The sequence below is a fragment of the Enterobacter sp. RHBSTW-00975 genome, from assembly GCF_013615235.1.
GTDB classification, from domain to species: Bacteria; Pseudomonadota; Gammaproteobacteria; order Enterobacterales; family Enterobacteriaceae; genus Enterobacter; species Enterobacter ludwigii.
This window is the reverse complement of sequence record NZ_CP055883.1, coordinates 1,704,125-1,722,397: the sequence shown is the minus strand read 5'-3', so window position 1 is coordinate 1,722,397 and position 18,273 is coordinate 1,704,125. Positions and strand designations below refer to the sequence as shown.

Annotated in this window: 20 protein-coding genes; 13 read left to right on the top strand and 7 right to left on the bottom strand. The window is 52.9% G+C overall.

Annotated elements, in window-relative coordinates; genetic code table 11:
* The first annotated feature begins 218 nt into the window (after positions 1 to 218).
* The 9 genes from mdtH to HV340_RS08220 all read left to right on the top strand — a co-directional run bounded on the left by mdtH (position 219) and on the right by HV340_RS08220 (position 6,915).
* The gene (mdtH, locus tag HV340_RS08260) at positions 219 to 1,427 is read left to right on the top strand and encodes a multidrug efflux MFS transporter MdtH (protein ID WP_014169547.1); all 1,209 of its coding nucleotides are present in this window, start codon (positions 219 to 221) and stop codon (positions 1,425 to 1,427) included.
* A 124-nt stretch (positions 1,428 to 1,551) separates the two neighbouring features.
* Positions 1,552 to 2,112 (top strand): lipoprotein, encoded by a 561-nt coding sequence (locus tag HV340_RS08255; protein ID WP_020884685.1) that lies wholly within the window; start codon positions 1,552 to 1,554, stop codon positions 2,110 to 2,112.
* 126 nt (positions 2,113 to 2,238) lie between these two features.
* Positions 2,239 to 3,285, top strand: coding sequence for a dihydroorotase (gene pyrC / locus HV340_RS08250; RefSeq protein ID WP_020884686.1), 1,047 nt, complete (start codon positions 2,239 to 2,241; stop codon positions 3,283 to 3,285).
* Between the two features lie 74 nt (positions 3,286 to 3,359).
* Positions 3,360 to 3,605, top strand: coding sequence for a DNA damage-inducible protein I (gene dinI / locus HV340_RS08245; RefSeq protein ID WP_020884687.1), 246 nt, complete (start codon positions 3,360 to 3,362; stop codon positions 3,603 to 3,605).
* 272 nt (positions 3,606 to 3,877) lie between these two features.
* Positions 3,878 to 4,132: a biofilm formation regulator BssS gene (bssS, locus tag HV340_RS08240; protein WP_008500827.1), complete on the top strand. Its 255-nt coding sequence runs from the start codon at positions 3,878 to 3,880 to the stop codon at positions 4,130 to 4,132.
* A 116-nt stretch (positions 4,133 to 4,248) separates the two neighbouring features.
* Entirely contained in the window at positions 4,249 to 5,367 is a 1,119-nt protein-coding gene (gene solA / locus HV340_RS08235; protein ID WP_181216433.1) for an N-methyl-L-tryptophan oxidase, read from the top strand.
* Between the two features lie 59 nt (positions 5,368 to 5,426).
* Positions 5,427 to 5,540, top strand: a complete 114-nt coding sequence (locus tag HV340_RS08230) for a DUF2770 family protein (protein WP_032670549.1) — start codon at positions 5,427 to 5,429, stop codon at positions 5,538 to 5,540.
* Positions 5,541 to 5,768: 228 nt separating this feature from the next.
* On the top strand, positions 5,769 to 6,335 hold the full coding sequence (locus HV340_RS08225; protein WP_032670551.1) for a cytochrome b: 567 nt from the start codon (positions 5,769 to 5,771) through the stop codon (positions 6,333 to 6,335).
* Position 6,336: 1 nt separating this feature from the next.
* Complete coding sequence (locus HV340_RS08220) at positions 6,337 to 6,915, top strand: YceI family protein (protein ID WP_181216432.1); 579 nt, start codon at positions 6,337 to 6,339, stop codon at positions 6,913 to 6,915.
* A 41-nt stretch (positions 6,916 to 6,956) separates the two neighbouring features.
* On the opposite strand, the gene HV340_RS08215 is transcribed toward HV340_RS08220, so the two are convergent.
* Positions 6,957 to 8,006, bottom strand: coding sequence for a rhodanese-related sulfurtransferase (locus HV340_RS08215; RefSeq protein WP_181216431.1), 1,050 nt, complete (start codon positions 8,004 to 8,006; stop codon positions 6,957 to 6,959).
* 222 nt (positions 8,007 to 8,228) lie between these two features.
* On the opposite strand from HV340_RS08215, the gene HV340_RS08210 reads away from it, so the two are divergent.
* The 3 genes from HV340_RS08210 (at position 8,229) to HV340_RS08200 (ending at position 10,985) form a co-directional block, all read left to right on the top strand.
* Positions 8,229 to 9,155, top strand: a complete 927-nt coding sequence (locus HV340_RS08210; protein WP_014169534.1) for a Kdo(2)-lipid IV(A) acyltransferase — start codon at positions 8,229 to 8,231, stop codon at positions 9,153 to 9,155.
* A 141-nt stretch (positions 9,156 to 9,296) separates the two neighbouring features.
* Positions 9,297 to 10,526 carry a multidrug efflux MFS transporter MdtG gene (gene mdtG / locus HV340_RS08205; protein ID WP_181216430.1) on the top strand — a complete coding sequence of 410 codons (1,230 nt, stop codon included), beginning with the start codon at positions 9,297 to 9,299 and terminating at the stop codon, positions 10,524 to 10,526.
* Positions 10,527 to 10,610: 84 nt separating this feature from the next.
* Positions 10,611 to 10,985 (top strand): MysB family protein, encoded by a 375-nt coding sequence (locus tag HV340_RS08200; protein ID WP_020884694.1) that lies wholly within the window; start codon positions 10,611 to 10,613, stop codon positions 10,983 to 10,985.
* 6 nt (positions 10,986 to 10,991) lie between these two features.
* On the opposite strand, the gene HV340_RS08195 is transcribed toward HV340_RS08200, so the two are convergent.
* From HV340_RS08195 to mdoG, 3 genes are all read right to left on the bottom strand, one after another.
* Positions 10,992 to 11,219: a YceK/YidQ family lipoprotein gene (locus HV340_RS08195; RefSeq protein WP_020884695.1), complete on the bottom strand. Its 228-nt coding sequence runs from the start codon at positions 11,217 to 11,219 to the stop codon at positions 10,992 to 10,994.
* Between the two features lie 81 nt (positions 11,220 to 11,300).
* Entirely contained in the window at positions 11,301 to 13,829 is a 2,529-nt protein-coding gene (gene mdoH, locus HV340_RS08190; RefSeq protein WP_181216429.1) for a glucans biosynthesis glucosyltransferase MdoH, read from the bottom strand.
* Positions 13,822 to 15,375: a glucans biosynthesis protein MdoG gene (gene mdoG, locus HV340_RS08185; protein WP_181216428.1), complete on the bottom strand. Its 1,554-nt coding sequence runs from the start codon at positions 15,373 to 15,375 to the stop codon at positions 13,822 to 13,824. Before mdoG ends, mdoH begins: the two co-directional genes overlap by 8 nt.
* Before the next feature lie 255 nt (positions 15,376 to 15,630).
* Here mdoG and mdoC point away from each other — a divergent pair, with 255 nt between their 5' ends.
* Entirely contained in the window at positions 15,631 to 16,770 is a 1,140-nt protein-coding gene (gene mdoC / locus HV340_RS08180) for a glucans biosynthesis protein MdoC (RefSeq protein WP_014169528.1), read from the top strand.
* Between the two features lie 34 nt (positions 16,771 to 16,804).
* Here mdoC and ymdB read toward each other — a convergent pair whose 3' ends face one another.
* The 3 genes from ymdB to csgC all read right to left on the bottom strand — a co-directional run bounded on the left by ymdB (position 16,805) and on the right by csgC (position 18,266).
* On the bottom strand, positions 16,805 to 17,347 hold the full coding sequence (gene ymdB / locus HV340_RS08175) for an O-acetyl-ADP-ribose deacetylase (RefSeq protein ID WP_014169527.1): 543 nt from the start codon (positions 17,345 to 17,347) through the stop codon (positions 16,805 to 16,807).
* A 106-nt stretch (positions 17,348 to 17,453) separates the two neighbouring features.
* Positions 17,454 to 17,774 carry a hypothetical protein gene (locus tag HV340_RS08170; protein ID WP_014169526.1) on the bottom strand — a complete coding sequence of 107 codons (321 nt, stop codon included), beginning with the start codon at positions 17,772 to 17,774 and terminating at the stop codon, positions 17,454 to 17,456.
* Positions 17,775 to 17,933: 159 nt separating this feature from the next.
* Positions 17,934 to 18,266 carry a curli assembly chaperone CsgC gene (gene csgC / locus HV340_RS08165; protein ID WP_014169525.1) on the bottom strand — a complete coding sequence of 111 codons (333 nt, stop codon included), beginning with the start codon at positions 18,264 to 18,266 and terminating at the stop codon, positions 17,934 to 17,936.
* Between the last annotated feature and the right edge of the window lie 7 nt (positions 18,267 to 18,273).

Genomic DNA, 18,273 nt, shown 5'->3' with positions numbered 1-18,273 from the left:
TCACTTCTGCTGACCCATTAGCTTTACTATACCTGTGCCTGCGCCGTCTGTGAAAACAGTGACATACCATTTTGACCTCTTTTCACATTTTTCGATGAGAACTCTCTATCAAAGCGCTCTTTTGATAAAAAAATATTGTCACGCCCAGGGGTGGGAAAACGCGCAGTAACCCCGCAGAATGTTAGCGTGCTCACCATCCTGTTTTCCCTGGAGGGAAAATGTCCCGCGTATCACAGGCGAGGAGCCTGGGTAAATATTTCCTGCTAGTCGATAACATGCTGGTCGTGCTCGGCTTTTTTGTCGTGTTTCCTCTTATCTCGATCCGCTTTGTCGATCAGATGGGCTGGGCGGCGCTGATGGTTGGCATCGCGTTGGGTTTACGCCAGTTTGTCCAGCAAGGCCTTGGGGTGTTTGGCGGCGCCATTGCTGACCGCTTCGGCGCGAAACCGATGATTGTGACCGGTATGCTGCTGCGTGCGGCAGGCTTTGCCACGATGGCGGTTGCCCATGAGCCCTGGCTTCTGTGGTTCTCCTGCTTTCTCTCCGGGATCGGCGGAACCCTGTTTGACCCGCCGCGTACCGCGCTGGTGGTGAAGTTAATTCGCCCGCAGCACCGCGGACGTTTCTTCTCGATTTTGATGATGCAGGACAGCGCGGGCGCGGTAATTGGCGCGCTTCTGGGGAGCTGGTTGCTGCAGTACGATTTCCGTCTGGTCTGCGCGGCTGGCGCGGTGCTCTTTATTCTGTGCGCCCTCTTTAATGGCCTGTATCTGCCAGCATGGAAATTGTCGACGGTGAAAGCGCCGGTACGCGAAGGGCTGGGCCGCGTCCTGCACGACAAACGTTTTGTCACCTACGTATTGACCCTGACGGGTTACTACATGCTTGCCGTGCAGGTGATGCTGATGCTGCCTATCATGGTCAATGATATTGCGGGAACCCCGGCCGCCGTGAAATGGATGTACGCCATCGAAGCCGCGCTTTCGCTGACGCTGCTCTATCCGATTGCCCGCTGGAGCGAACGGCGTTTTCGCCTGGAGCATCGTCTGATGGCCGGGCTGTTTTTAATGACGCTGAGCATGATGCCCATCGGTCTGGTGAATTCTCTCCAGCAGCTGTTTACGCTGATTTGCACCTTCTATATCGGCTCTATCATCGCCGAGCCGGCTCGTGAGACGCTGAGCGCCTCGCTTGCAGATGCGCGTGCCCGCGGCAGCTATATGGGGTTCAGCCGACTCGGTCTGGCCTTTGGTGGGGCTTTGGGTTACGCCGGCGGCGGCTGGCTGTTTGATGCAGGCAAAGCGCTGAATCAACCGGAACTGCCGTGGATGATGCTCGGCGCGGTGGGCTTTATGACGCTGCTGGCCCTCTGGTGGCAGTTCAGCCAGAAGCGCAGCGCAAGCGGCATGCTCGAACCGGGCGCGTAGCCCTTCCCTCTGGCGGGAGGTCGCTCCCGCCTCACTTCTCAGTTTTTTCTGCTGGTTTCTGCCATTTCACACTGACATACTGACGTAACAGGACAGAAGCGCCGATTTTTCGTTGAGGAACACTATGAAGAAAATTGTCATTGCCGCTGCATTCATTGTCAGCGGTCTGCTGGTGGGCTGTAACCAGCTTACGCAATACACCGTCAGTGAACAGGAAATTAATCAGGCGCTGGAAAAACATAACAACTTTTCAAAAGACATCGGCGTGCCCGGGCTTGCCGATGCGCATATCGTCCTCAGTAACCTGACCAGCCAGATAGGACGTGAAGAGCCAAACAAAGTAACGCTGAACGGGGATGCAAACCTCGATATGACCTCCCTCTTCGGCAACCAGAAAGCCAATATCAAGCTGAAGCTGAAAGCGCTGCCGGTCTTTAACAAAGAGAAAGGGGCTATTTACCTGCAGGAGATGGAAGTTGTCGATGCGGAAGTCACGCCGGACAAGATGAAATCTGTGCTGCAAACCCTGATGCCTTATCTGAATCAGTCTCTGCGTAACTATTTTAATCAGCAGCCAGCCTATGTCTTAAGTGAAGACAAGAGCAAGGGTGAAGCGCTTGCGAAAAAGTATGCTAAAGGGATAGAGGTGAAACCGGGAGAAATCATTATTCCCTTCACTGATTAACCCGTAGGGCGCCGAGGCGCCCTTTTTTTTACGGAAAAGTGTGCAAACGAAAACGTTTCCGCTTATGATTTGTGTCCGGCAAAAACAGCCATCCGAATGACTGATTCCTGACAAGCCGGAGCTTCCATGACTGCACAACCCCAGGTTCTTAAAATCCGCCGCCCTGACGACTGGCATATCCATCTGCGCGATGGCGATATGCTCAAAACCGTCGTGCCTTATACCAGCGAAATTTATGGCCGCGCGATTGTCATGCCTAACCTGGTGCCACCAGTCACCACCGTCGATGCCGCAATGGCGTATCGCCAGCGCATTCTGGATGCCGTCCCGGCGGGCCATGATTTCACCCCGCTGATGACCTGCTACCTGACCGATTCCCTGGATCCAAACGAAGTGGAACGCGGGTTTAACGAAGGCGTATTCACCGCTGCGAAACTTTACCCGGCCAATGCCACCACCAACTCCAGCCACGGCGTTACCAGCATTGATGCCATCATGCCGGTACTGGAGCGCATGCAGAAACTGGGTATGCCGCTGCTGGTTCACGGTGAAGTCACGCATGCCGAGATCGACATCTTTGACCGTGAAGCCCGTTTTATCGACTCCGTGATGGAGCCCCTGCGTCAGCGCCTTCCCGCGCTCAAAGTGGTCTTCGAGCACATCACCACCAAAGATGCCGCTGAGTATGTCCGCGACGGTAACGAGCTTATCGCCGCCACCATCACGCCACAGCATTTGATGTTTAACCGTAACCACATGCTGGTTGGCGGTGTACGTCCGCATCTGTACTGCCTGCCGATCCTCAAGCGTAACATTCACCAGCAGGCGCTGCGCGAACTGGTTGCCAGCGGTTTCTCCCGCGCGTTTCTGGGCACGGATTCCGCACCTCATGCGCGTCATCGCAAAGAAGCAAGCTGCGGCTGTGCGGGCTGCTTTAATGCCCCAACCGCTCTCGCCAGCTATGCAACCGTGTTTGAAGAGATGAATGCCCTGCCGCATTTCGAGGCGTTCTGCTCACTCAATGGCCCCCGTTTTTATGGGTTGCCGGTCAATGAGACCTTCATTGAGCTGGAACGTAAAGAGAGCCAGGTTGAGGAAGCCATTCCACTGACCGATGACACGCTGATCCCATTCCTGGCAGGTGAAACCGTTCGCTGGACGGTAAAACGCTAAAAAATCAGTGCCCCTTGTTGTCAAACCGATAATATACCTGTATAAATAAACAGTATATTACACAGGGGGCATTTATGCGTATTGAAGTCACCATAGCCAAAACTACTGTTCTGCCTGCCGGCGCGCTTGATGCGCTTGCAGGCGAATTATCCCGTCGTATTAACAACACCTTTCCCGAAAACGACGGTGCCGTAACGGTGCGTTATGCGGCCGCAAACAACCTCTCCGTCATTGGCGGCGCGAAAGAAGATAAAGCGCGTATCACCGAAATCCTGCAGGAAACGTGGGAAAGCGCCGACGACTGGTTCATCACAGATTAACCCTGCTCCCTCATTGTGTTTTTTTGCCGGGTCGCCCCGGCTTTTTTTCGCCTGAAAATCCAGAAAGTTCAAATTAATTCGGCAACTTCTTTAAAAATCGTGAACAACATGGTGTTTTATTGTTCGAACAATCCTAAAAAGCAGAAAAATGTGTTGCTAGCTGTTTATTTTTCCCTTAGGAACCCTTATTACTTGTATACTGAAGTTGCTTCAGAAAAACATGCATTGAACCTCGAAGTCGTTGTCTTCTAACACGCATTATGGGGGTTATAATGGAAAAGAATAGCGAAGTCATCCAGACCCACCCACTCGTTGGCTGGGATATCAGTACCGTAGACAGCTACGATGCACTGATGCTGCGTTTGCACTACCAGACCCCAAATCAGCTGAACCGTGAAGAAGCGGAAGTTGGACAGACGCTGTGGCTTACGACAGACGTCGCCCGTCAGTTTATTTCTATTTTGGAAGCAGGCATCGCAAAAATAGAATCTGGCGACTACCAGGAAAATGAGTATAAACGGCATTAGCGTTTAGCCCACTTTTCACTCTACAGGCACCCTCGGGGTGCCTTATTTATTTCTCCCTTGTATAAGCCCCCGATGTTAATTACTCTGCTAACAAAGCGTTAGTTTAAGAGATGCCCATGAAATATGATCTGATTATTATTGGTAGCGGCTCCGTTGGTTCTGCCGCCGGATATTATGCCACCCAGGCTGGCCTCAAGGTTCTGATGATAGATGCCCATCTTCCCCCTCATTCAGAGGGAAGCCATCATGGCGATACTCGCCTCATTCGTCACGCCTATGGTGAAGGCGAGCGCTATGTCCCTCTGGTACTTCGCGCGCAAGCGCTCTGGGACGAACTGGCTAAACAGACTGAGGAGCGCATTTTCGAACGCACGGGCATCATTAACCTTGGTCCTGCCCGCTCTGATTTTCTCGCCAACGTCGAACACAGCGCGAAGACATTTAACCTGGACGTTGAGAAGCTCGACGCGGCGGGGATCATGTCACGCTGGCCGGAAATCACCGTCCCGGACGATTATGTTGGTCTCTTTGAAGCCCATTCCGGCGTGCTGCATTGCGAAACAGCAATAAAAACCTGGATAGCGCTGGCCGCGAAAGCAGGCTGCGCCCAGCTTTTCAATTGTCCGGTCGAGGCCATTAAGCATGACGCTGACGGCGTCACGGTGACAACCCTGGACGGAGAGTACACGGCCTCCCGATTGCTCATCAGTGCAGGTACCTGGGTAACCCGTCTGCTGCCAGACCTGCCCGTACAGCCGGTGCGCAAGGTCTTCTCCTGGTTCCAGTCTGATGGCCGTTACAGTACGCAGAATAAATTCCCGGCGTTCACCGGCGAGTTACCCAACGGCGATCAGTTCTACGGCTTCCCTTCGGATAAAGACGCGCTCAAAATCGGGAAACACAATGGGGGACAAATTATCTCCTCTCCTGAAGAACGTAAACCGTTTGGCGCCTACTCACAGGATGGCTCTGAAGCCTTCTCGTTCCTGCGAAATATTCTGCCGGGCGTCGGTGGCTTACTCTATGGCGCGGCATGCACCTACGACAACACGCCGGACGAAGACTTTATTATCGATACGCTGCCCGGGCATGAGAACACATTGCTCATCACCGGTCTGAGCGGTCACGGCTTTAAGTTCGCGTCGGTTCTGGGTGAAATTGCCGCGCAGTTTGCCCAGGGTATTACACCGCAGTTTGATCTGAAGCCCTTCTCTCTTTCACGTTTTAACGGATAATCCACCACGGGCTTCGGACGTTCCGGAGCCCCTCTTCTTGTAACGGTTTGCGGGGCGCTATGCGCAAAGTTGTGGGTTTTCTCATCAATAATATTCGTGAGCATTTGATGCTCTATATCTTATTGTGGGCGCTGCTGGCCATCATTGATTTTATTTACATTGTATTTTACTGAAAGCCTGCCTGACATTTATTGACATTACTTTATATTTGCTTAAGTTAGAACAATTCCTCAATTAGCCCTTTGTTAAGTCTTGCACGAAGACATTGAATTACCTTTGCGGATCATTTTCAAAACCGCTGAAATAAATAAAATAAAAATCAATATCGACTTATTTCAGTTGCAATATCATTCCTTCCCGTTCATTTTTACTGCTCTGTTTATTTGATAATGGTAATCCTGATGCAATTGCGTAACACCTCCCGGCGCTATGGAATAATATCCATAAGCTTGCACTGGATATTTGCTATTGCGGTCTATGCCATGTTCGGACTTGGCCTCTGGATGGTGACGCTCAGCTATTACGATGGCTGGTATCACCAGGCCCCGGAGCTGCATAAGAGCATCGGCGTGCTGCTGATGATGGGGCTGGTTATTCGCGTGATCTGGCGACACATTTCACCGCCGCCTGCCGCGCCAAAGACCCACAGTAAATTTACCCGTATCAGCGCTGTTGCCGCGCATATTACGCTTTATGCGCTGCTCTTCGCTCTTCTGATCAGCGGCTATCTCATTTCGACAGCAGAGGGTAAACCGATAAGCGTTTTTGGCATTTTTGATGTCCCGGCAACGCTTGCCGATGCGGGATCACAGGCCGATATTGCCGGGGTGATTCACCTCTGGCTGGCATGGAGCGTGGTTATCCTGTCCGTGCTGCACGGGCTTGCCGCCCTTAAACATCATTTCATCGATAAAGACGATACGCTAAAGCGCATGCTTGGCCGCTCGTCAGTTGACTCTGGAGCTTAAAATGAAAAAACACCTGCTGGGTATCGCACTGGGTTCTCTGTTATTTACCACCGGCTCAGCCGTTGCTGCTGACTATAAAATTGATAAAGAGGGCCAACATGCTTTCGTCAATTTCCGTATTCAGCATCTCGGGTATAGCTGGCTGTATGGCACCTTTAATGATTTTGACGGCACATTCAGCTTTGACGAAAAAAATCCTGCCGCCGATAAAGTCAACGTGACCATTAGTACCAACAGCGTCGACACCAATCATGCAGAACGCGATAAACATTTGCGCAGTGCGGAATTCCTGAACGTGTCTAAATTCCCGCAGGCCACCTTCACCTCCACGGAAGTGAAAAAAGATGGCGATAAGCTGGATATTACCGGCAACCTGACGCTCAACGGCGTGACAAAACCGGTTACGCTGAATGCAAAATTAATGGGCCAGGGTGACGATCCGTGGGGGGGTAAACGTGCCGGATTTGAAGCCGCAGGTAAAATTCACCTGAAAGACTTTAATATTACTACCGATTTGGGCCCGGCTTCTCAGTATGTCGAACTGATTATTTCCGTTGAAGGCGTTCAGCAGAAGTCTTAATAACGACGCCCGGCAGGCTTTCACACTGCCGGGCATCAGCCTTATTCAGGGTCGAGAATACCCAGTTTGGTGTTCAGACGGCCACGGGATTTATTAAAAATCTTGTTACCGTTTTCCCGTCCTGCACGACGACGGCGCTGTTCCTCTTCCGGCAGCATACTCTCTTCACTGCACAGTTCGCTGCAGCATCCGTTAAATTTCTCGGCGCAGGCCGGACACTGAATAAACAGCAAATGACATCCGTCATTTTTGCAGTTGGTATGGGTATCACACGGCGTACCGCACTGGTGACAGTGGGCAATCACATCCTCTGAAATACGCTCGCCCATTCGTTCGTCAAAGACAAAGTTCTTACCGATAAAACGCACCGGTAAACCCTGCTCACGGGCACGGCGGGCGTACTCAATAATGCCGCCTTCAATGTGCCAGACCTTATTAAACCCGTTGTGCTTCATCCAGGCGCTGGCCTTCTCACAGCGGATCCCACCGGTGCAGTACATCACGATCTTTTTATCTTTATGTTCCTGCATCATCTCAACCGCTTTTGGCAGTTGCTCGCGGAAGGTATCAGCCGGAATTTCCATCGCGTTTTCGAAATGCCCCACTTCGTACTCATAATGGTTACGCATATCGATGAACACCGCATCCGGATCGTCCAGCATCGCATTCACTTCCGCCGCTTTCAGGTATTCCCCGACATCAGCGGCGTTAAACGCCGGATCGTCAATACCGTCCGCGACAATGCGTTCACGCACTTTCATGCGCAGTACCCAGAATGATTTACCGTCATCATCCAGGGCAATGTTCAGGCGTACACCGTTGAGAGCCGGATCGAACCCGTAAAGCAGGTCGCGGAAGGCGTTTACTTTGCTTTCCGGTACGCTGATCTGGGCATTGATGCCTTCACGGGCAAGATAGACGCGCCCGAAAACATTCAGCGTCGTGAAGGCCTGATAAAGCGCATCGCGGGTCGCTTGTGGATCGTTGATGGTGAAGTATTTGTAGAATGAGATTGTCGTGCGCGGTTCGGTTTCAGCCAACATACGCGCCTTTAACATCTCATTCGAAACGCGGTTGTGTAACACTGGCATGGTGTACAAGTCCTGCAATCGTTAGAGAGAATGAAAAATCGGTCGGCATCATATAGCAAACAATGACAATTTACATCCACACAATTTACGCTACATTTCACACACCCTAGTTAGTCAGACTTAACAATTGCTGCATTCGTACACGTTTCGAAGACAGACATTTTGGCTACGCCTCAAAAAATGAGACAATAGCTAAACAGGACGTTAGAACACAGGAAAGACATGACCCAGTTACCGAAATTTACTGTCGCCCTTTTGCATCCCCGCTATTGGTTGACCTGGCTTGGCATTGGTTTTTTATGGCTGATGGTCCAACTCCCTTACCCTGTGATTTTCCGTGTGGGCAAATGTGTGGGCCGTATTGGTCAAAAATTCATGAAACGCCGCGCCAGGATTGCCTACCGCAACCTTGAGCTGTGCTTCCCGCAGATGAGCGAGGCGGAACGTCATGAGATGGTTACCAGGAATTTCGAATCCGTTGGCATGGGGCTAATGGAAACCGGTATGGCATGGTTCTGGCCAGACAAACGGATGGCCCGCTGGAGTGAAGTCACCGGGACAGGTATGGAGCCTGTGCATACGCTTCAGGCCAATAAGACAGGCGTACTGCTGATTGGCGTGCATTTTCTGACGCTGGAGATCGGTGCGCGTATGTTTGGCATGCAGGCACCCGGTATTGGTGTTTATCGCCCCAACGATAACCCGGTGATCGATTTAATCCAGACCAATGGTCGTATGCGCTCCAACAAAAGTATGATCGACCGTAAAGACCTGAAGGGGATGATCCGCGCGCTGAAATCAGGTGAAGTGATCTGGTATGCCCCTGACCACGATTATGGCCCGCAATCCAGCGTATTTGTCCCGTTCTTCGCCGTTGAAGAGGCGGCCACAACCACCGGTACCTGGATGCTGGCGAAAATGTCCAAAGCCGCGATCGTCCCGTTTGTCCCGCGTCGCAAGCCGGATGGCTCAGGCTACGAGTTAATGATGCTCGAGCCGGAACTCGCACCGCCGCTGGACGATGCGGAAACGACCGCTCGCTGGATGAACAGAGTGGTTGAGAAATGCATCATGCTCGCGCCGGAGCAGTATATGTGGCTCCATCGTCGCTTCAAAACGCGGCCAGAGGGTATGCCGTCGCGCTATTAATTTTCCGTGCGGCCATCAGGGCCGCACGCTCATTTAGCTTTAAAAGCGCCTCCGCATTGCAGCGATCATAACCCAGGCGCATACTTAGCAGGCTTATTACTTCAGGCCTATGGTGCTCTGCACCTCATTATGCGGATTGTTATGTCACCCTCAGATGCCCCCATAAACTGGAAGCGTAACCTCACGGTTGCGTGGCTTGGTTGTTTTCTCACCGGTGCGGCGTTTAGCCTGGTGATGCCCTTCCTGCCGCTTTACGTTGAACAACTTGGCGTCACCGGTCACAGTGCGCTCAATATGTGGTCCGGCCTGGTCTTCAGTATCACCTTTCTCTTTTCCGCGATTGCTTCGCCCTTCTGGGGTGGCCTTGCCGATCGCAAAGGACGAAAGATCATGCTGCTGCGTTCAGCACTAGGGATGGCCATCATCATGGCGCTGATGGGCCTTGCGCAGAACGTCTGGCAATTTCTGATTTTGCGCGCGTTACTGGGCCTGCTGGGGGGCTTTATTCCTAACGCAAATGCGCTCATCGCCACCCAAATTCCGCGACACAAAAGCGGCTGGGCGCTCGGTACGCTCTCCACCGGTGGCGTGAGCGGCGCATTGCTGGGACCGCTGGCAGGCGGGCTGCTGGCGGATAACTACGGCCTGCGTCCGGTCTTTTTCATTACTGCCAGCGTCCTTTTTCTCTGCTTTATCGTCACGCTGCTTTGTATCCGTGAACGTTTCACCCCGATCCCCCGAAAAGAGATGCTCCACGCACGGGATGTGCTGACCTCGCTTAAAAATCCCAGGCTGGTGCTAAGCCTGTTCGTCACGACCCTGATTATTCAGGTAGCAACCGGGTCGATTGCCCCTATTCTGACGCTCTACGTTCGCGATCTGGCCGGTGACGTCAGTAATATTGCGTTTATCAGCGGGCTTATCGCGTCGGTGCCCGGCGTGGCGGCGCTGCTCAGCGCCCCGAGGCTGGGAAAACTGGGGGACCGCGTGGGCCCGGAAAAAATCCTGATATGCGCCCTGGTGATTTCCGTTCTGCTCCTTATTCCGATGTCGATGGTACAAGCACCGTGGCAGCTTGGCCTGCTGCGTTTCTTACTGGGAGCGGCAGACGGCGCGTTACTGCCTGCGGTTCAGACCCTGCTGGTGTACAACTCAACGAACCAGATAGCCGGCCGCATTTTTAGCTATAACCAGTCATTTCGCGATATCGGCAACGTCACCGGACCGCTTGTCGGAGCCGGGATTTCCGCCAGTTTTGGTTTCCGCGCCGTGTTTATCGTCACCGCGGGCGTGGTGTTGTTTAATGCGGTTTATTCGTGGTTCAGTTTATCGAGGGCTTTACGACCGGTCGTTAATAAGACGAACGCGTGACAGCTTATTTTTGCATTCATACTTGCAGAACCCGATATTCAGCTATTCTTTCCCTGAAACCTTCAGGAAAACAGGGAGACACCAATGACCATGTACGCCACACTGGAAGAAGCTATTGATGCCGCTCGTGAAGAGTTCCTCGCCGATAATCCTGGCGTTGAGGAAGAAAATGCTGACGTGCAACAACTTAATATCCAGAAATACGTTCTGCAGGACGGGGATATTATGTGGCAGGCCGAATTCTTTGCTGATGATGGCGAGGAAGGAGAATGTTTGCCGGTCCTGAGCGGAGAAGGTGCGCAGGCCGTCTTTGATGGCGACTATGACGAAATCGAACTACGGCAGGAATGGCTTGAAGAAAACACCCTGCACGAGTGGGATGAGGGCGAATTTCAGCTCGAGCCGCCGCTGGATACGGAAGAAGGACAGACCGCAGCCGATGAGTGGGATGAGCGTTAATTTCCCCTATTCATAAGGGCCGTGCTGAGCGTCGATTGGCAGCAATAGCGTATCGAATACCAGTGAAAACGGTAAATCGAGCACGGTGAGATAGCGCCACGCTGAGTCACGTACATCCCATTTTACCCCGGGGTAGTACTGATTACCGTGGCCTTGTCCTGGAATGGTGCGGCTGATGATGCTGCCACAGCCGCTGAGTAAACACGCCATCATCACGGCGAGGATTATTTTCATCAATGACCTCTAAAAAAATACCGGCTTTTCAGCCGGTATTTTTATTTGCCGGGTAGCGTAACGCCGCCGGGCACAGAAGGCTTACTTCGCCTTCAGCGCGAGTGGATTAATTTTAATCTCTTTATAGTGGCTGACCCACGAAGAGTATTTTTCCGGCGCAGACCACACACGGTAGTGAAGGCGTGCCATCGTAACCGGATCGCTCAACAGCACCAGACGACGGTCGCGGTTGAGTTTTTCCGGCGTATCGTTCAGCGCCTGCTCAACGTGACGATCGCGGGCAATCTCCAGTACCTGGCTTGCACGGTGACGCGCTGTCGCCATGGCCGTCGCCAGAGCGTTAAATGACGGGTTAAACACCGCGTGCATAAAACCATCTTCCAACGAACGTTTGCGGTTCTGCTCAAGATACGTGTCGGTATCCACCAGCACCTGTGGCGGCGAATACTCTTCCGGGATCAGGAACAGTTTCCAGCGTTTGGTACGCAGCCCCACCGTTGAGCGGCTCGAAATCACTGACACAAACGGTGACAGGATCAGCGAGAAGACAATCGGTGCCAGCCAGAACAGGAAGCGCAGATCCAGCCAGGCCATACCTGCCGCCCATACCAGACCCAGCAGCAGCTGCGAGCCATGACGCATGAAGGCTTCCCCCCACGGCGTGGAGTCATCATCACGCTGCGGTGAATTCCAGACCACTTCCCAGCCGAGGAACGCGCTGACCACAAACACGGTATGGAACAGCATACGCACCGGCGCCAGCAGCACGGAGAACAGCACTTCCAGCAGAAGCGAGAGCGTCACGCGGCAGAAACCACCGTACTCTTTCGAGCCTTTGCACCAGATCAGAATGATACTGAGCAGCTTAGGCAGGAACAGCAGTACCATGGTGGAGGCAAACAGCGCAATCGCCAGCTCCGGACGCCACTGCGGCCACACCGGGAACAGCTGGCGCGGTTGCAGGAAGTATTGCGGTTCCGTCAGAGCATGCACCACCTGTAGCGCAGTAGAGAGCGCAAGGAACATAAACCACAGCGGTGCGGAGAGATAAGACATTACGCCAGTCAGGAACACAGCACGGTGAACCGGGTGCATCCCTTTAACAAGGAACAGGCGGAAGTTCATCAGGTTACCGTGACACCAGCGGCGGTCACGCTTGAGCTCATCCAGCAGGTTCGGTGGCAGCTCTTCGTAAGATCCCGGCAGGTCGTAAGCAATCCAGACGCCCCAGCCAGCACGACGCATCAACGCCGCTTCCACGAAGTCGTGCGACAGAATAGACCCCGCAAACGAACCTTCACCCGGCAGCGGAGCCAGCGCACAGTGCTCAATGAACGGCTTCACGCGGATAATGGCGTTGTGACCCCAGTAGTGAGACTCACCCAGTTGCCAGAAGTGCAGACCAGCGGTAAAGAGCGGCCCGTAGACGCGGGTTGCAAACTGCTGGCAGCGCGCATAAAGCGTGTCCATACCGGACGCTTTTGGCGAAGACTGGATAATCCCCGCGTTCGGGTTGGCTTCCATCAGACGCACCAGACCGCTCAGGCAGTCGCCGCTCATTACGGAGTCAGCATCGAGCACGACCATGTAGCTGTACTGATTCCCCCAGCGACGGCAGAAGTCATCGATGTTTCCGCTTTTACGCTTTACGCGACGACGACGACGGCGGTAGAAGATCTGGCCTTCACCCTGCACTTCCGCGATCAGTTCCATCCAGGCTTTTTGCTCGGCAACGCAGATGTCCGGGTTGTAGCTGTCACTCAGGATATAGACGTCAAAATGCGCCGCGTTACCGGTTGCCTTTACGGACTCCCAGGTCGCACGCAGACCCGCAAATACGCGGTCAACGTCTTCGTTACAGATAGGCATGATCAGCGCCGTACGGTGCTCAGGATTAAGGGGTTCATCCCCGACCGTTGAGGCTGAAATGCTGTATTTGTCCCGCCCCATCAGCAACTGCAGGAAGCCCATCAGCGCGGTCCAGAAACCGGCTGACACCCAGCAGAAGAGAACGGCAAACAGCAGAAGAATGCCGCTCTGCAGGATATACGGCAGCAGCTGCATGAAGGAGACCCAGATATCCTGGCCCATCATGTCTGCAGGGTTGATAAGTGCCCAGCCCTGGTAAGGCAGAATGGTTTTCATGTACCAGGTAGCGACCACGGTCTGCGCCAGCGTCAGTAACAGCAGAATGTAACGACGAATGGTCCCCACGGTACGCCATTTCTGTTCGGAGGCCTGCTCTTTTTTCGTCAGGCGCGACAGATAGCGCGGCGTAACATCACGCCCACGCAGACGATCCCAGAAGCGGCCAACCGGGTTGGTGCGCCATGGATCAGGGAACATTGAGGAACGCGTGGCTTTCGGCATTGCCTGAAGCTGATCGCGTCCTTCGTCGTCTTTAATCAACTGCCCTTCTGCCAGCGAGTCTGGCCATGCCTGCTCCAGACGCGCCTTTACTGACCCCAGCGGCGTATCATCGTCACGTGAAAACGGACGGTGTTCGCCATCCAGCGCGGTATGCACCGCGCGGATGTCGCTTTTAGGCAGCGCCGCTTTTTCAATGTCCGTCAGCGGCATGGCATCAATATATTCAGATGTATTATTCATTGGCAGGTAGCTGATAGCTCCAGGTTTCACTCAGCGGCTGATCGTTACTGACCAGCGCAGCACGCATTTCAGTGGTCTGTTTCGGATCTTTCACTTTCACGCGCAGCGTCAGACGCCAGCCTTTCGTTACCGGGTTATAGCGTACGGTGTTCTCAACGATTTCACCGTTATCACCGATGCTGGCCTGAGCCGCAACGGCAGTATCCGGGGACAGTTTTTTCATATCCTGGCCCGCGAAGTCCACAACAAAGGCCACGGTGCCATCAGGCTGACGGATCAGGTTAGACTGCTTCACATCACCCGTAGAACGGCGAGTCTGCATGACGTATGCGTTATCCGGCGCATGCAGTTTGTCTTCGTCGCGGCTAAAGGTAATGGTGTATTTGAAGTTCATCTCTTTACCGGCTTCCGGCAGCTGATCCGGCGTCCAGTAAGCAACGATATTATCGTTGGTTTCGTCATTGGTTGGAATTTCAACCAGTTCAACCTTACCTTTACCCCAGTCACCTTTCGGCGTGACCCAGGCGCTTGGGCGCAGGTCATAGCGGTCATCCAGATCTTCAAATCGGGAGAACTGACGGCCACGCTGCAGGAGGCCGAAACCTTGCGGGTTTTCCATCGCAAAACTGTTGACAGCCAGATGTTTCGGGTTATTCAGCGGACGCCAGATCCACTCACCATTACCTGCATGAATAGAAAGACCGTTGGAATCGTGCAGTTCCGGGCGGAAGTTCGTCGCCGGTGACGGCTGATTCGGCCCAAACAGGAACATACTGGTCAGCGGTGCAACGCCCAGTTTGCCGACTTTATCGCGCAGGTAAACTTTGGACTGCACGTCAACGACCGTGTCACGGCCAGGCATAATCACAAAGCGATAAGCACCGGTCGCACGCGGGGAATCCAGCAGTGCATAAATAGTCAGGCGTTTGTCGGTAGGTTTTGGACGTTCAATCCAGAACTCGCGGAAACGCGGGAACTCTTCACCTGATGGCAGCGCGGTATCAATGGCGAGGCCACGCGCAGAAAGCCCGTACACCTGCCCTGCCCCGATCACGCGGAAGTAGCTGGCACCGAGCATGCTGACGATTTCGTCGTTTTTATCTTTGCTGTTGATCGGGTAAAGCACCTTGAAGCCAGCGAAGCCCAGGTCTTTAACCGTATCTTTATCGTGCTGAACATTGCCAAAATTGAAGTAATCCGGGCTGTACTTGATTTTACGTACCGCGGTCGCCGTCACTTCATTAATGGCAACAGGCGTGTCGAAGTACATTCCCTGATGATAAAACTCAAGCTTGAACGGGGTTTTAATGTTGTTCCAGTACGCTTTGTCATGGTTGAACTGGATCTGCTGATAGTCCGCATACTTCATGTCGCGGAAAACGGAGGGCAAGTTACTTTTTGGCGCTTCGTAGCTCTTGCCTGCCATCGATTTTGCCTGTTTTGCGACATCGTCGATGTTAAAGGCCAGTGCCGATGAGGTATACAGAGATAACACCACTGCAGCACCCAACCAACGCATTTTCATCATCTGTGGTTTATGTTTCATAATAAGTAAGCACTTCCCCCTTTGTGTGCTTATATCGATCCGATCCATTTTAATGGAAACTCAGGCAATCCGACAACATTATCACTGCTTTGTTCAGCTCGCTGGCTCATGGATTAAGCAAATGAAAGAACCCGCTTTTCACTTTGCGTGCTTATCCTGGAGACAGGGTGTCGGTCTTGGTGTAGGGTTGGCTTCGAATGTAACCATTATGAGTCTTAGGGATAAGGCGAAAAGTCTGAGAATGCACAAAGTTATATGAGCTCAACACCTGTAGAACGTGAATATTTCCTCGACTCGATCCGGGCATGGCTGATGCTGTTGGGGATCCCCTTTCACATTTCATTGATTTACTCCAGCCACACCTGGCATGTGAATAGCCAGATGCCCTCATGGTGGCTCACGCTGTTTAATGACTTTATCCATGCCTTCCGTATGCAGGTGTTTTTTGTCATATCCGGCTATTTCTCCTACATGCTGTTCTTACGCTACCCGGTAAAACGCTGGTGGAAAGTGCGCGTGGAACGTGTGGGCATTCCGATGTTGACCGCCATTCCCCTGCTGACATTGCCGCAGTTTATTATGTTGCAGTACGTCAAAGGCAAGGCGGAGAACTGGCCAAATCTGACGCTGTATGAAAAGTACAATACCCTGGTCTGGGAACTGGTGTCTCACCTGTGGTTCCTGCTGGTCCTGGTGGTGCTCACCACGGTCAGCCTGGTCATTTTCAGCCGCCTGCGCCATCGCCTGAGTACCCAGGCCGATACCTTCTTCGCCAATATTACGCTGGGTAAACTGTCTCTGCTCTTTTTGCTGCTGGGTATCGCCTATGCGGCCGTGAGACGCACGCTATTTATCGTGTATCCGCCGATACTGAGTGACGGGCTGTTCAATTTCGTCGTGATGCAGTCGCTGTTTTACATCCCCTTCTTTTTAGCCGGTGCGCTGGCATTTATTCATCCCAAACTTAAATCGCTGTTTACCACCCCGTCGCCATGGTGCGCCCTGGGTGCCGCTATCGCGTTTGCGGCCTATCTGTTAAATCAGCGCTATGGCAGCGGCGATGGCTGGATGTATGAAACAGAAAGCGTGATCACCATGCTGCTGGGCCTGTGGATGGTGAATGTGGTCTTCGCGCTGGGACACCGCTTGCTGAACTTTAAGTCCAGCCGCGTGACCTACTTCGTCAATGCTTCACTGTTTATTTACCTGGTGCACCACCCGCTGACGCTGTTCTTCGGCGCTTATATCACGCCACATATTGCGTCCAACACGCTGGGTTTCTTTACCGGACTGGTCTTTGTGATTGGGATTGCCATCGTGCTTTATGAAATCCATCTGCGGATCCCGCTCCTGCGTTTCCTCTTTTCAGGAAAACCACAGGCTAAAGCCTCATAAACAAACGCGGCGCACTCAGTGCGCCGCGTTTGTTTTAGCTCTCTACGTCCTGTCCACGCTGCGTGAGAAGCCGCTGATAAAGGTGCGTGGTTTCTTCGTCGAAACAGACAAAAATCACCTTCTCAGGCATCGGCTTGAGGGAGAGGTATCGGTAAACGGTCTCTACCGCGATCGTGGCAGCGGCAGGTTTTGGATATCCGTATACCCCAGTGCTGATAGCCGGAAAAGCCATCGTCTTATAGCCGTTATCCGCTGCCAGGCGCAGGCAGTTGCGGTACGCCTCCTCCAGAATACTCGCCTCATGCCGATCGCCGCCATGCCATACAGGCCCCACTGCGTGAATCACCGCTTTGGCAGGAAGATCTCCCGCGAGGGTAATCACCGCATGACCCGGAGGACATTCACCCTGCTGCTGACGCACAGCTTTACAGGCCTCAAGGAGCTGCGGTCCTGCAGCCCGGTGGATTGCGCCGTCAACACCGCCCCCACCCATCAGTGATGGATTGGCCGCATTAACGATCACGTCGACGTGCATCGTCGTAATATCGCCATGAATGACTTCAATTTGCGGTTTCATACGTACCCTCTGCTACCCGCCTTTTTCTTAAGTGTATCGCAGAGGAGGTATGGATAAAAAACTATCGGGGAAAAACCTCTTCCGCCGGGGAGCGGAAGAGCGAGAATTAACGATACTGAATTTGAACAACCGCGAGCGTTTTTTCGGGATTAAGGTACTTCATGCTGAGAGTTGCGAGGCTGGAATCGTTGACCTGACCGTTAAGTACATCTTCATAGCTGACCCTGCGCGTTTGCATCCGATTATTATCCGGACATGTCATTGCAAACGCGTCATGATGCGGTGTGACCACGCAGGGGTCTGCGACAATAGCGCCGCGAAAATGAATCACACCACCGTCGACAATCGTGGCTGAAAAAGCGGGAGTAATAAATGCAGAGAGGATCAAACCTAAACCATAAACCCGTCGGGCTAAATATTTGGTCACTATATGTACTCCTCAATGAAAGTCGTCCTTGAGGGGTAAACGCGCTCCGCTAGGGCAAACGAAGCATCACGTTATGGAACAGCACTGCACAGTTCCTGATAACAGCATAGCTCAACCGCGCACGCCCGCCATATCCACAACGTCTTGATTTCATAATCATTAGAGCGCACTTCCCGCCGGGGACCATTGCTGTGATAAATGAAGCGATTTCCCGTCAGAGACGGTGACAGTAATGTTCACCTTGTCTCCGGAATCTATATTTAAACTCAGCCGCATTAAATCAATCGTCTGATTAGCGGGAATAAAAAGTGTGTTTTGTTGCCGTGAAGAACTTTGCCCCCCCTGCCCCTGTCGCAAAGAGACAATCTGCACCTGACATTCACACGGTTCCGTCAGAATAACCTGCGGAATAATGGTGGTCATATTTCCCTGTTGCGATGTTTTAAACGTGATCTGACTGGAAAGCGCCGCGAGGAGAATTAAGGTATTCATGATGAAC